This is a genomic window from Nonomuraea zeae, assembly GCF_005889725.1.
GTDB lineage: Bacteria > Actinomycetota > Actinomycetes > Streptosporangiales > Streptosporangiaceae > Nonomuraea > Nonomuraea zeae.
Window position 1 is genome coordinate 1 of sequence record NZ_VCKX01000325.1, and the last position, 13118, is coordinate 13118.

General features: G+C 72.7%; 15 protein-coding genes. 6 read left to right on the forward strand and 9 right to left on the reverse strand.

The genetic code is table 11. The features are described from left to right. On the reverse strand, positions 1-329 hold a 329-nt coding region (locus ETD85_RS52595; protein WP_138697377.1), incomplete at its 3' end, for a hypothetical protein. A 127-nt stretch (positions 330-456) separates the two neighbouring features. Then, entirely contained in the window at positions 457-1404 is a 948-nt protein-coding gene (locus tag ETD85_RS52600) for an aldo/keto reductase (protein ID WP_138697378.1), read from the reverse strand. Between the two features lie 64 nt (positions 1405-1468). Between ETD85_RS52600 and ETD85_RS52605 the strand changes: the two genes are divergently transcribed. From ETD85_RS52605 to ETD85_RS52630, 6 genes are all read left to right on the forward strand, one after another. Beyond that, entirely contained in the window at positions 1469-2155 is a 687-nt protein-coding gene (locus tag ETD85_RS52605; protein ID WP_138697379.1) for an MSMEG_4193 family putative phosphomutase, read from the forward strand. 9 nt (positions 2156-2164) lie between these two features. After that, entirely contained in the window at positions 2165-2713 is a 549-nt protein-coding gene (locus ETD85_RS52610) for a DUF3090 domain-containing protein (protein ID WP_138697380.1), read from the forward strand. Then, positions 2710-3474, forward strand: coding sequence for an SCO1664 family protein (locus tag ETD85_RS52615; RefSeq protein ID WP_138697381.1), 765 nt, complete (start codon positions 2710-2712; stop codon positions 3472-3474). The genes ETD85_RS52610 and ETD85_RS52615 overlap by 4 nt, the downstream gene beginning before the upstream one ends. 95 nt (positions 3475-3569) lie before the next feature. Continuing rightward, complete coding sequence (locus tag ETD85_RS52620) at positions 3570-4220, forward strand: NRDE family protein (protein WP_138697382.1); 651 nt, start codon at positions 3570-3572, stop codon at positions 4218-4220. A gap of 10 nt (positions 4221-4230) precedes the next feature. Further along, positions 4231-5454, forward strand: coding sequence for a cysteine--1-D-myo-inosityl 2-amino-2-deoxy-alpha-D-glucopyranoside ligase (gene mshC / locus ETD85_RS52625; protein WP_138697383.1), 1224 nt, complete (start codon positions 4231-4233; stop codon positions 5452-5454). Positions 5455-5677: 223 nt separating this feature from the next. Further along, positions 5678-6646: an NAD-dependent epimerase/dehydratase family protein gene (locus ETD85_RS52630; protein WP_138697384.1), complete on the forward strand. Its 969-nt coding sequence runs from the start codon at positions 5678-5680 to the stop codon at positions 6644-6646. A gap of 42 nt (positions 6647-6688) precedes the next feature. On the opposite strand, the gene ETD85_RS52635 is transcribed toward ETD85_RS52630, so the two are convergent. The 7 genes from ETD85_RS52635 to ETD85_RS52665 all read right to left on the reverse strand — a co-directional run. After that, positions 6689-7660, reverse strand: a complete 972-nt coding sequence (locus ETD85_RS52635; RefSeq protein WP_138697385.1) for a UDP-glucuronic acid decarboxylase family protein — start codon at positions 7658-7660, stop codon at positions 6689-6691. Further along, on the reverse strand, positions 7657-8529 hold the full coding sequence (locus ETD85_RS52640) for a glycosyltransferase family 9 protein (protein WP_138697386.1): 873 nt from the start codon (positions 8527-8529) through the stop codon (positions 7657-7659). The genes ETD85_RS52635 and ETD85_RS52640 overlap by 4 nt, the downstream gene beginning before the upstream one ends. After that, a complete protein-coding gene (locus ETD85_RS52645; RefSeq protein ID WP_138697387.1) occupies positions 8520-9194 on the reverse strand; it encodes an SDR family oxidoreductase in 675 nt (224 codons plus the stop codon). The genes ETD85_RS52640 and ETD85_RS52645 overlap by 10 nt, the downstream gene beginning before the upstream one ends. Continuing rightward, positions 9191-10531 (reverse strand): PfkB family carbohydrate kinase, encoded by a 1341-nt coding sequence (locus ETD85_RS52650; RefSeq protein ID WP_338087253.1) that lies wholly within the window; start codon positions 10529-10531, stop codon positions 9191-9193. Before ETD85_RS52650 ends, ETD85_RS52645 begins: the two co-directional genes overlap by 4 nt. Beyond that, a complete protein-coding gene (locus ETD85_RS52655; protein ID WP_138697388.1) occupies positions 10528-11076 on the reverse strand; it encodes a D-sedoheptulose-7-phosphate isomerase in 549 nt (182 codons plus the stop codon). The genes ETD85_RS52650 and ETD85_RS52655 overlap by 4 nt, the downstream gene beginning before the upstream one ends. Before the next feature lie 3 nt (positions 11077-11079). Beyond that, positions 11080-12267 carry a glycosyltransferase gene (locus ETD85_RS52660; RefSeq protein ID WP_138697389.1) on the reverse strand — a complete coding sequence of 396 codons (1188 nt, stop codon included), beginning with the start codon at positions 12265-12267 and terminating at the stop codon, positions 11080-11082. Beyond that, positions 12264-13118: glycosyltransferase family 9 protein (locus tag ETD85_RS52665; protein ID WP_138697390.1), on the reverse strand; the 855-nt coding region annotated here is incomplete at its 5' end. The genes ETD85_RS52660 and ETD85_RS52665, both read right to left, overlap by 4 nt.

The following is a 13118-nucleotide window of genomic DNA, read 5'->3' on the forward strand; positions in this document are numbered from 1 at the left end:
GGGGAGGCGGAGGGCTTGGCGGTCGTCTTGCCGGGCGTGGCCTTCGTGGTCGGCACGGCCTCCCCGACCCGGCCCAGCACCTCGTCGGTGGTCTTCTCGACGCCGTCCGTCACGGGGTCGGTCGTCCCGCCGGTGAGGGTGTCGACGGTGCCCGTGACCGCGTCCACGACGTCGCACAGGGTGTTGGTCACCCCCGAGAGCAGCCCGCCGTCGCGCGTGCAGTCTTGAGCGGCTCCGGAGACGGATGCCGAGGCGGCCGGCGCGGCCACCGGAACGGCAGCCAGGGCCACCGCGAGAACTCCAGCCGAGATCGCGGTCCTGCTCCCCATCCGTCCCCTCCTGCGTCGCTTCCGGGGGAAATCTTTATGGACATCGGACGCCAGACGCAGGCTTTTCCTGGGTAAAGTTGCGATTCGGTATCGACTAGTGATACGCGAGAGAGTCTCTGGTTCGCGGTCAGTCGAGTGACGACACGTCATCGAGGGCCTCTCGGATCTCTATGGGCAGGACCACGTCCTCGGCCGGCAGGGCCCCGGCGAGCTGAGCGTGCGTGCGGGCTCCGACGATGGCCGAGGCCACACCCGGCTGGTCGCGTACCCAGGATAGGGCGACCGCGAGCGGTGACACGCCGAGCCCGTCGGCGGCGGTCATGACGGATTCGACCACCCTGCGGCTGCGCTCGTCCAGATAAGGACGGACGAAGTCGGCGAAGTGCGGGGTGGCGGCGCGGGAGTCGGCCGGGATGCCGGTGCGGTATTTCCCCGTCAGCACCCCTCGCCCCAGCGGCGACCAGGCCAGCACGCCGACACCCAGGTGGGCGGCGGCGGGCAGCAGCTCGCGCTCGGGCTCGCGGGCCAGCAGCGAGTATTCGACCTGGGCCGAGGTGATCGGGATGCGGCCGGGGATGATCTTCTGGGTGACGGCGGCGGCGGCGAGCTGCCAGCCCGAGTAGTCGCAGACGCCCGCGTAGACGGCCCGGCCGGAGGAGACGATCGCGTCGAGCGCGGCCAGGGTCTCCTCCAGCGGCACCTCGGCGTCGTAGGTGTGCAGCTGCCACAGATCGACGTAGTCGAGCCCGAGGCGGTTGAGCGAGTCGTCGACCGCGGCGATCAGATGGCGCCTGGAGGCGTCGCGCGGCCGGCGGCCGACCGGCGTCACCACGGCCTTGGTCGAGATCACCAGCTCCGAGCGCGGGACCGAGTCGCGCAGCATGCGCCCCAGGAGCCGCTCGGAGTCGCCGCCGGTGTAGACGTCGGCCGTGTCGACGAGATTTCCGCCCGCGTCCAGGAACGTGCGGAGCTGGGCGGCCGCCTCGTCCGTGTCTGTGTCACGCCCCCAGGTCATCGTGCCGAGCCCCAGCCGGGACACCGACAGGCCACTGCGGCCGACATAGCGCTGCTCCATGATCCCGCCAGGTTACCGTTCAGGTCGGTGAAACGCTGTGATCGACGCCTGCGACACTTGCTGGGTGACCACGCTGCTTCTGGCCCGCCACGGGCTGACGGACCTCACCGGGCCGGTCCTCGCCGGCCGCACCCCCGGCGTCCATCTGAGCGAGGCGGGCAGGGCGCAGGCCGCCGCGCTCGCCGGGCGCGTCGCCGGCGTCAGGCTGGACGCCATTGTCTCCAGCCCGCTCGAACGTTGCAGGGAAACGGCGCAGGCGGTCGCGCAGGGGCGCGGGATGGACGTCAGCATCGACGAGCGGCTCATCGAGTGCGGCTACGGGGAGTGGACCGGGCGGCCGCTGAAGGAGCTCGCGAAGGAACCGCTGTGGCAGGTCGTGCAGGCGCACCCGAGCGCGGCGACATTTCCGGAAGGGGAGTCGCTGGCCGAAATGCAACACCGGGCCGTCGCGGCGGTCCGGGAGTGGAATCAACGCCTGGGGGGGAAGGGTGTCTACCTGGCTTGCAGCCACGGCGACGTGATCAAGGCGATCGTCGCGGACGCTCTGGGCCTGCATCTCGATCACTTTCAGCGGATAACTGCTGATCCTGCGGCTCTCACAGTCATTCGCTATGCCCCCTTGCGTCCCTTTGTTCTCAGGCTCAACGATATGGGGGAATTGAGGCTTCCCGAGGATTCGGAGGAGAAAGACGGGGGAGAAAACATCACCGGGAGCGATGCCGCCGTCGGCGGCGGACCCGGAACCACGTAAGGTCAGGCTATGCCGGTCTTCGACTACGACCCACCAGAGAGATTCGTCGCCGGTGCCTTGGGGCAGCCGGGCGCGCGGGTCTTCTATCTGCAGGCCAGGGCCGAGGGCAGACTGACCACGGTGGCGCTGGAGAAGCTGCAGGTGGCCGCGCTCGCGGGCAGGCTCGACGAGTTGCTCGACGAGGTGCTGCGCCTGAGCGGGGGCACCGCGCAGGTGCCCGCGCTGGCTCCCACGGACCTGGCCGACGACGCGCCTCTCGACGTGCCGCTCGCCGAGGACTTCCGGGTGGGCACGATGGCGTTGTCCTGGGACTCCGAGAACTCCCAGGTGGTGATAGAGGCACAGGAGGTCGTCGACGAGGACGACCTCGACAGTCCGGACCCCGCGGTGCTGCGCGTGCGGATCAGTGCGGGAGCCGCCCGCGCCTTCACCCAGCGGGCCCTCCAGATCGTCGCGGCCGGCCGGCCGCCGTGTCCCCTGTGCGGCCAGCCGCTCGACGCCGCCGGGCATGTCTGTGTTCGACTCAACGGCTATCGCGGGGGTGAGGCGGCTTCATGACCGCTCCGGAGAGCGAACCGGCCATCAAGCCCTCCCACCCGCCGGCCGCGCACGACGAGGATGCGCTGGCGCTGCTGCGCGACGGCCGTCTGGAGGTGGCGGGCCGCCTGGTCGAGGCCACCAACATGACGCTCTACTGCTCGGTCAAGCTCGGCTCCAAGTCGGCGGCCTGCGTCTACAAGCCCGTGCGGGGCGAGCGGCCGTTGTGGGACTTCCCCGACGGCACCCTCGCCGCCAGGGAGGTGGCCGCGTTCGAGGTCTCGCAGGCCACCGGCTGGCGGATCGTGCCGCCCACGGTCTACCGCGACGGCCCCTTCGGGCCCGGCATGTGCCAGCTCTGGATCGACACCGAACGCGAGATCGACCTCATGCGGCTGGTCAAGAGCCGCAACCCGGTCGTACGCCGGATGGCGGTGTTCGACGCGGTGGTCAACAACGCCGACCGCAAGGGCGGCCACCTGCTGCCCCTGCCGACCGGCCACGTCTACGGGGTCGATCACGGGGTCTGCTTCTCCGCCGAGGACAAACTCCGCACGGTGCTGTGGCAGTGGCGCGGCAAGCCGCTCGCCCGCGAGGCCGTGGCGGTGCTGGCCAAGCTGGAGCGCGACATCGAGTCCGGCTCGCTGGGCCGCAGGCTGCGCGAGCTGCTCACGCTGGCCGAGGTGGAGGCCACCTGGCAGCGGGTGCGCAAGCTGCTGGACACCGGCGTCCACCCCTACCCGTCGGAGGGCTGGCCCGCCATACCCTGGCCGCCCATCTGAAGATCGTCCGTCCGGGACCGCCGGCCCGGCCCGCCTTTCCGCGAACGGGCCATCCGCTGCGCCGCGGGCAAAGTCGGTTTACTACCCTTTGCCCCATGTGCACGCTGATCGTGAGAACGGGACAGCCGCTGACCCTCATGGGCGTCCGGGACGAGTACGCCGACCGCCCATGGGAGGGCCCGGCGGAGCACTGGCCGGAATACCCGGGCGTGATCGGCGGGCGCGACCTCAAGGCCGGCGGCACCTGGCTGGCCGTCAACCCGGCCGCCCGCCGCGCGGCGGCGCTGCTCAACGGCCACGGCCGGCCCGCGCAGGAGACGACGAAGATCTCCAGGGGCGACCTGGCGCTGCGGGCGGCGTACACGGGGGAGATGCCCGACGCCGACCTGACCCGCTACGACCCCTTCCACCTGGTGCTGGCCGACCTGTCCAGGGTTCGCCTGCACAGCTGGGACGGCCTGCGCCTGACGACCTCCGACCTGCCCGGCGGCACCAGCATGGTCGTCAACTCGGGCCTGGACCCGGCCAGCGAGCGTGTCGTGGCGTACCTGCCCAGGTTCGAGAGCGCGGCCGAGTGGGGGGAACTGATCAATGTGGAGCCGTCCTCCGATCCCGGCGCGCTCATCATCCGGCACGAGCTGCCCGACGGCCGGATCTTCGCCTCCCTGTCGGTGATGGAGGTCGCGCTCACCCCGGAAGGCGCGACGTACGAGTTCACCGACCTGACCGCCGATCGGGACGGATAGGCTCAAAGACATGAGATCGTGGTCTGCCCCGAAAGTCGCAAAGCTCCCAGGTGAGAGCATTCCGCTGAGTCTCTACGACACGTCGGCCAAGCAGGTCCGGCAGACCGATCCCGGGCCGACCGCCCGGATGTACGTCTGCGGCATCACCCCCTACGACGCCACCCACCTCGGCCACGCCAACACCTACCACGCCTTCGACCTCGTGGGCCGGATGTGGCGCGACGCCGGTCACGAGGTGCACTACACGCAGAACGCCACCGACGTGGACGATCCCCTGCTGGAGCGCGCCGCGCAGACCGGCATCGACTGGCAGGACCTGGCCGAGCGGGAGATCGAGCTGTTCCGCGGCGACATGGAGGCGCTGCGGATCCTGCCGCCCCGCGAGTACGTCGGAGTCACCGAGGTCGTCGGCCGGGTGGCGGACCTGATCGCCCGGCTGTCGGCCAAGGGCGTCACCTACGACCTCGACGGCGACGTCTACTTCAGCGTGGCCGACGCCCCCAAGTTCGGCCAGGTGTCCGGCTACAGCGAGGAGCAGATGCTGGCCCTGTTCGCCGAGCGGGGCGGCGACCCCGAGCGGCCGGGCAAGCGTGATCCGCTCGACTGGCTGCTGTGGCGGGCCGAGCGGCCCGGCGAGCCCGCCTGGGAGTCCAGCCTGGGCAGGGGACGCCCCGGCTGGCACATCGAGTGCACCGCGATCGCCCTGGAGAACCTGGGCCCGGGCTACGACGTGGCCGGCGGCGGCTCGGACCTGATCTTCCCGCACCACGAGTGCGGCGCCTCGGAGGGCCACGCCGCCACCGGGGAGTGGCCGTTCGCCAAGTTCTACACGCACGCCGGGATGGTCGCGCTCGACGGCGAGAAGATGTCCAAGTCCAAGGGCAACCTGATCTTCGTCTCCAGGCTCCGGGTGGCGCACGACCCGATGGCGGTCCGGCTCGTCCTGCTGGCCCACCACTACCGCGCCGACTGGGAGTACGTGCCCGAGCTGATCGCCGAGGCCGAGCGCCGGCTCGCGCGGTGGCGCGCGGCCACCGCGCTCGCCTCGGGGCCACGCGCCGAGGAGGTGCTGGAGACGGTACGCCGGCACATGGCCGACGACCTCGACACGCCGGGCGCGCTGGCCGCGATCGACGCCTGGGCCGAGGAGGCGCTCGACCACGGCGGCCCGGACACATCCGCCCCCGGCCTGGTCAGAGACCTGTCCGACGCCCTGCTGGGCGTCGCGCTCTAGAACCCGCGTCGCGCTCCAGAACCCGAGGACCTCCAGAACCCAGGACCCGCCAGAACCCCCGGACCCTCCAGAACCCGCGCCCACCCGAGAGGCCCCGCACCGTCCCCGACGGTGCGGGGCCTTCGTCATGCCCGGGGCCACGCGCCTGGACATGCGCCGACACCTGCCGCTAGCCTGATTATCAGTAGTGCTGACGATTTGGCTAACTGACGGATGGCGAATCATGATCCTGATCACCGGTGGGCTGGGCTTCATCGGCACCCACACCACCCGGGCGCTGCTCGACCTGGGCGAATCCTGCGTGCTCGTGCAGCGCCGCACCGCGCGCCTGCCCGACGCGTTCGCGGACGAGGCGGGCAAGCGGGTCTTCGTCGAGCAGGCCGACCTCGCCGACGAGGCGGCGCTGCTGGAGATCGGCAGGCGGCACGACATCACCGGCATCGTGCACCTCGCCGGGTCCATGCCGTGGCCGCCCGGCGCGTACGAGCCGCTCGACGGCGCGCGCAGGGCCGTCACGAGCCTGCTCAACGTGTTCCGGGCCGCCCAGGAGTGGCAGGTCTCCCGGCTCGGCCTGGCGAGCACGATCGGCGTCTACGGCGGTGCCGAGACCGGCAGCCCGCTGCGCGAGGACGTACCGCTGCCGATGACGGCCCTCCACCCGATCCCGGGCTTCAAGAAGATCGGCGAGCTGATGGCCGACCACCTGTCCCGCACCATGGGCATCGACGCGGTCACGTACCGCATCGCCGCCATCTGGGGCCCGCTCGGCCACACGCCCTCGCCGTTCTTCGCCGCGCCCCAGCTCGTCCACGCGGCGGCCCGCGGCGTCGCTCCCGACCTGTCCACGCTGCGCTCGGGCGCCCACGCGGACGACGGGATCGACATGTGCTACGTCAAGGACTGCGGCCGGGCGCTCGCCCTGCTGCAACTGGCGGGCACGCTGCGGCACCGCGTCTACAACGTCGCCTCCGGGCGGATGACGCCCAACAGCGAGGTGGTCGCCGCGATCAGGAAGATCGTCCCGGACGCGCAGGCCGACCTGCCCGGAGGCCGCGACCCCGGCGCGCCCGCGCGGGGCGAGTACCTCGACGTCACCCGGCTGCGCGAGGACACCGGCTTCGAGCCCGCCTACGACACCGAGCGGGCCGTGGCCGACTACCTCGCCTGGCTGCGCACGGGCAACGACCGCTAGCGCGGGCAACGACCGCTGACGGCGCGGACGGCCGGCCGGAGCTCAGACCTGGAGCTCCTCCAGCGGATCGGCCGCCGGGGAAGCGGCCAGCTCGGCGGAGAACCACTCGATCGTGCGGGCCAGCCCCTCGGCGGCCGGCACCCGGGCCTCCCATCCGAGCCGCTCGGCCGCCAGCGACGTGTCCGGCCGCCTGACCTTCGGGTCGTCGGCCGGCCGGTCGATGAACGCGATCTCCGAGCCGGACCCGGTCAGGTCGCGGATCATCGTGGCCAGCTCCAGCATGGTGAGCTCGGCCGGGTTGCCGATGTTGACGGGCCCGGCGAAGTCGCTGTGCGCCATCGCCAGGACGCCCGACACGGTGTCGTCGACGTAGCAGATGGAGCGCGTCTGCGAGCCGTCCCCGGTGATGGTGATCGGCTCACCCCTGAGCGCCTGCCTGATGAAGGTCGGGATCGCCCGGCCGTCGAACGGCCGCATCCGCGGCCCGTAGGTGTTGAAGATGCGCACGATGCCGGTGTCGGTGCCGCGCGACTGGCGGTAGGCGGTGGTCAGCGACTCGGCGAAGCGCTTGGCCTCGTCGTAGACGCTGCGCGGGCCGACGGGGTTCACATTCCCCCAGTACGACTCCCGCTGCGGATGCTCCAGCGGGTCCCCGTACACCTCACTCGTGGAGGCCAGCACGAACCTGGCGCCCTTCTCCCTGGCCAGCCCCAGCGCGTGCAGCGTGCCGACGCTGCCCACCCGCAGGGTCTCGACCGGATAGCGCAGGTAGTCGGCCGGCGAGGCGGCCGAGGCGAAGTGCAGCACGAGATCGAGCCGGTCCGGCACGTGCACGAACCCGGTCAGGTCGCACTCGATGATCCGGAACTCCGGGCGGTCGATGAGGTGCTCGACGTTGCGTGGCCCGCCGGTCAGGAAGCTGTCCATGCAGACCACCTCCGCGCCCTCGTCCAGCAGCCGCTCGCACAGGTAGGAGCCGAGGAACCCGGCGCCCCCGGTGACCAGAGCCCTCATGACGTGACCTCCAAGGCAGCGTCCACGACTTCGGAAACCTCGATCTTCAGCAGGCCCGGGTCGGGCCGCTCGCCGTGCGGATCCCCGTTCCGGCCGGCCCACAGCGCCACATGCCGCCAGCCCGGCGGCGGCCCCCACAGCGCGGGGGAGACCGGCCCGAAGAGCACCACCGACGGCACGCAGAACGCCGTCGCCAGGTGCGCGACCCCGGTGTCGCCGCAGACCACCAGCCTCGACCGGCTGACCAGGTCGATCAGGTCGGCCATGGTGGTGCGCCCGGCCAGCATCCGCTCGGGCGGCAGCCCGGCCAGCTCGGCGACCCTCGTGGCCAGCGGCACCTCACCGGCGCTCCCCGTGACCACCACGTCGTCCAGCACGGCGGCCACCTCCGCGAACCGCTCGGGCGGCCAGCGCCGCGCGGGAAAGGCGGCGCCCGGATGCACGATCGCGGGCCCCGTCCGGTCGGAGACGCCGAGCGTCAGGTCGCCGGGGTCGGCCGGGATGCCGTGCCACTCCAGCAGGCCGCACCAGCGCCGCACCTCGTGCACCCCGTCCTGCCAGGACGGGCCGGTGCCGAAGCTGATCAGCCGCCCGGGATCGGTGCGCCGCAGCGCCTCGATGCTCTGCGGCCCCCGGCCGTGCAGGTTGACCGCGATGTCCGGCCGCTCGAACGGCACCGGCCCGGGCCCCGACACGTCCACCTGGTCGTCCACCGCCCCGGTCAGAGGCGGCAGGGCGTCGAGCGCGCGCGGCGCCGCCAGCGTGATCCGGTGCTTGGGGAACGCCTGCCGCAGCGCCCGCAGGGCGGGCACGGCCGTGAGCAGGTCGCCCAGGCCGAGCCCGCGCAGCACGAGCAGGTCTAGGGCCATGACGTCTCCGTGGACGGGCAGACCACGAGCTCTCTCACCTCGCATCCCGCCGGCTGCCGCAGCGCGAACACCACGGTCTGCGCGACGTGGGCCGGATCGTTCAGCCCCGCCTCGGGGCCCGGCTTGTACTGGTCGGGGCGCCCGTCGAAGAACGCCGTCCGCATGCCGCCCGGGACGAGCAGCGTCACCCCCACCTCGCCGCGCAGCTCGATCGCCAGCCCCCGGGTGAAGCCGACGACGCCGAACTTCGAGGCCGCGTACGCCGACGCGTCGCTCAGCGGCCGCAGCCCCAGCGTCGACGCGCAGGTGACGACCTTGCCGCGGGTGTGCTTCAGGTACGGCAGCGCCGCCCGCACGACCGAGGCCGTGCCGAGCAGGTTCACCCGGATGACCCGCTCCCAGTCGTCGGCGGGCACGTCCTCCAGCCGCCCGCACGCGTCGATGCCCGCGGCGGTCACCACGGCGTCCAGGCCGCCGGCCCGCTCGGCCAGCTCGCGCACCGCCCGCTCGGCCTCCAGCCGGTCGGCCAGGTCGGCGGTGACATGCTCGAAGCGCTGGTCCGGCTCGCGCACGTCGACGACGAGCGCCCGCCAGCCCTCCTTCTCCACGGCCTCCGCGGTGGCCAGGCCGAGCCCGGAGGCTCCCCCCGTGATCAAGATGTTCACTGGATCTCCCTGATCAGATTCGTTGTCGAACGCCCCGGCAGCATGCCCAGCACGACGATCTCCGCGCCGAGCCTGCCGAGGATCCCCGATTCGGGCAGCGGCCTCCCCTCGTAGTCGCCGCCCTTGACCCACACGTCGGGACGCAGCGTCTCGATGGCGCTCGCCGGAGTGTCCTCCTCGAACACCAGCACCGCGTCCACGCAGCTCAGCGCCCTGAGCACCTCGACCCGGTCACGCATGGTCACGATGGGCCTGGACGGGCCCTTCAGCCTGCGCACCGAGTCGTCGGAGTTGACGCAGACGACGAGCGCGTCGCCCAGCGCCCTGGCCCGCCGCAGCAGGCTCACGTGGCCCGCGTGCAGCAGGTCGAAGCAGCCGCCCGTGGCGATCAGCCGGCCGCCCGACGCGCGGGTGAGGCCCGCGACCTCGATCGCCGTGCGCGGCCGGTCGCCGAGCCGCTGCTCCGGCACCTTGACGGCGGCGGCCCCGCCGCGCTCGACGAAGCGCGAAGCCTCGCCGACGCCGATCGTGACCGCGTCCTGGACGTCGGCGCCCAGACGCAGCGCGAGCGCCGCGGCGCCGGCCAGCCGGTCGCCGGCGCCGGTCGTGTCGTGGCCCCCGGCCTGCACCGGCGGCGGCACTTGAATGATCGGGCCGCCCTGGACGGCCAGGACGGCCCCGCGTCTTCCCGTCGTGACGGCCACCGCCTTGGCCCGCAGCTCCCGGACCAGCCGGCCTGCCGCCTGGTCGGGGCTCTGGTATCCGGCGCACAGCAGCCGCGCCTCCGCCTCGTTCGGCGTCAGCAGCGCGCAGCCGGGCATCGGGCGCTCGCCCCGGGAATGCGGGTCCCACACCACCGGTACGGCGGCCCCGCCCAGCAGCTCGCGGGCCATCCTGGCCATGCCCCCGCCGTAGTCCGAGACCAGCACCGCGCCGGCCCGGCCGATCGCCTCGGCCGCCTCCTTGCCGGGGGAGCGCCGGGCGGTGCCGTCACCGGTGTCCAGCCGGACCAGCGTCTGGCCCCTGGACCTGATCCTGGTCTTGCGCACGGTGCCGCCACGCAGCGGCAGCCGTACCAGGTCGAGCTCATCCGACAGCAGCCCGCGCAGCCGGCGGCCGTCCGGGTCGTCGCCGATCGCCGTGATCAGCACGACGTCCGCGCCGTCCCTGGCGGCCAGCAGCGCGGCCAGGCCGGCCCCGCCGGGGCGGACCCGCTCGGCGGCGACGTCCACCACCGGGACCGGCGCGTCCGGGCAGAGCCGCTCGGCGTCGCCCTCGACGTCCACGTCGAGCAGCGTGTCGCCGATGACGACGAGCGGCCCCGGAGCCACCCTCACAGCGCCTCCTCGATCGCGTCGCACAGGAGATGGATCATGGCGAGGTGCACCTCTTGAACGGTGGCCGTCTCCGCCGCCGGCACGGTGACCGCGTCGTCGCACAGGCCGGCCAGCCGGTTCGGCCCCGGGCCCGTCATGGCCCAGGCGAGCAGCCCGCACGCCTGCGCGGTCCGCGCCGCGGCCAGCACGTTCGGGCTGCCACCGCTGGTCGACAGGCACAGCAGCACGTCCCCGGCCCGGCCGTGCGCCCGCACCTGGCGGGCGTAGACCTCGTCGTGGCCGAAGTCGTTGGCGATCGCCGTCAGCGACGAGCCGTCGGCGTGCAGCGGGATGGCCGCGTACGGCGGCCGGTCGCCCCTGAACCTGCCCACCAGCTCGGCGGTCAGATGCTGCGCCTCCGCGGCCGAGCCGCCGTTGCCGCAGGCCAGCAGCCTGCCCCCGGAGGCCAGCACGCCGGCCAGCTTCCCACCCCAGGCCCGGACGGTGACCGCGTGGTCATCGACCTTCTCCAGGGTGTTCCAGAGCTTCTCGAGATGCACATCCATGAATCAACCCCCCAGTGCCGCCAATTGGCCGACCTTGCCGTCGATGACCTGCGCGTACACGGCTTCGGTGCGCTCGGCGACGCGCGGCCAGCCGTACCTCTCCCTGGCCCGGCGCGCCCCCGCCGCCCCCAGCTCCGCGCGCCTGCCCGGATTGCCGAGCACGTCCTTCAGCGCCCTGGCCAGCGCCCGCGGCCGTCGCGGTGGCACCAGCAGGCCGCAGCCCGCGACCGTGTCCAGGTGCCCGCCCACGGCCGAGGCGATGACCGGCACCCCGCAGGCCATCGCCTCGATCGGCACGATGCCGAACGGCTCGTACCACGGCACCGCCACCACGACGTCGGCCGAGCGCATCAGCGCCGGCACGTGCCGGCGCGGCACGCTGCCGATCACGTGGACGCGGTCGTCCATCCCGTACGCGGCCGCCAGCTCGCGCAGCCGCACGGCCTCCTCGTCGTTCTGGCCACCGCCCGCGATCACCAGCTCCGCGGCGGGGAGCCGGCGGATCGCCCTGATCACGGTGTCCACCCCCTTGCGCGGCACCATCCTGCCGATGCTCAGCACGGTGTTGCCGCCGGGCCGCGGCATCCTCGGCCCCTCCGGGGAGAACGCCGACAGGTCCACCCCGCACGGAACGACCGAGATCCGCCGCTCGGGGACGCCCATCGCGCACAGCTCGCCCACCTCGTCGCTACAGGTGGCCAGCACGGCGTCGGCCCGCTTGCCGATCTCGCGCTCGGTCTCGATCCGGTGCGCGGGGCTGGTGTCCGCCTCGCCCTGCCAGCGCCGCTTGACCGTGCCCAGCGCGTGGAACGTCTGAACCACCGGCACCCCGCCGGCCGCCTGCAGCGCCGCCTGCCCGCTCATCCAGAAGTGCGCGTGCACGATGTCGGGCGGGCTCGCGGCCCAGCGGGCGGCCAGCCGTTCGGTGAACTCCGGCATGTACGGGGGCAGCTCGTCCTTCGGGACGGGCGCCGCGGGGCCGGCCGTGACGTACTCGACCGTGACCCCCGGCGCCATGGCCACCGACTCCGGCTGCGACGCCGAGGAGCGCCGGGTGTGGACGACGATCGTGTGCCCGCGTTCGGCCAGCGCCATGGCCAGTGCGGCGACGTAGACGTTCTGGCCGCCGGAATCGACGCCGCCGACCTTGGCCAGCGGGTCCGCGTGCTCGGAGATGAGATCGACCTTCACTGAGTCAGCTCCCTCACTGCTTTGACCACCTGCTCACTAGTCACCTGCGAAAGACACGGGTGCCCGGGCACCGGGCAGGTGCGCGCCCTGCTTCCACGACAGGGCGCCTGCTGGTCACCGAGCAGTACCGCCGGCACGCCGTACGGGGCCCATCGGGCGGCCGGGACGACCGGGGCGAACAGACTCACCACCGGGGTGCCGACCGCCGCCGCCAGGTGCGCGGGACCGGTGTTGCCCGCGACGAGCACGCCGGCGCGCTCGATCACGGCGGCCAGTTCTCCGAAGGTGGTCGCACCGCCGAGGTCGGCGGCGACGTCGCCGGCCACGTAGGCGGTGAGTTCACGTTCTTTGCCGGTCACCACGACCCGGTTTCCGTCCTCGACCAGCCCTCGCACGGCCTGGCGGTGCCTGTCGGCGGGCCAGGTCCGGGCAGGGGCCGATGTCCCTGGGTGAACCACGACGTACGTGCCTTCGTCGGCATCGGCGCCGACGCCTAGAAGTTGCCCCGTAAACCGGCCTATATCCGGCAATGGCCGCTGAACAGCGAGTTTGCCGTCATCGTCGGTCGGCAAGTCGAATCCGGCGGCCCGCGCGACCGCCAGCATCCGCTCGGCCTCCGGCACGTCGAGGCTCTCGTCCACCACATGGCGGACGTCGAGGAGTGAGCCCGGGTAGTCGTCGCTGACGGCCGCGATCCGGCGCACGCCCGCCAGCCTGAGCAGCAGGGCCAGGGGGAGGGCGGACTGGTGGAAGGAGGTGAGGATCAGCGCCTCGTCGATGCCGCGCAGCCGGCTGATCAGGCCCGCCACCTGTGCCTCGGAGACGGGTGGCGGGGGGTGGGCGATCCAGGG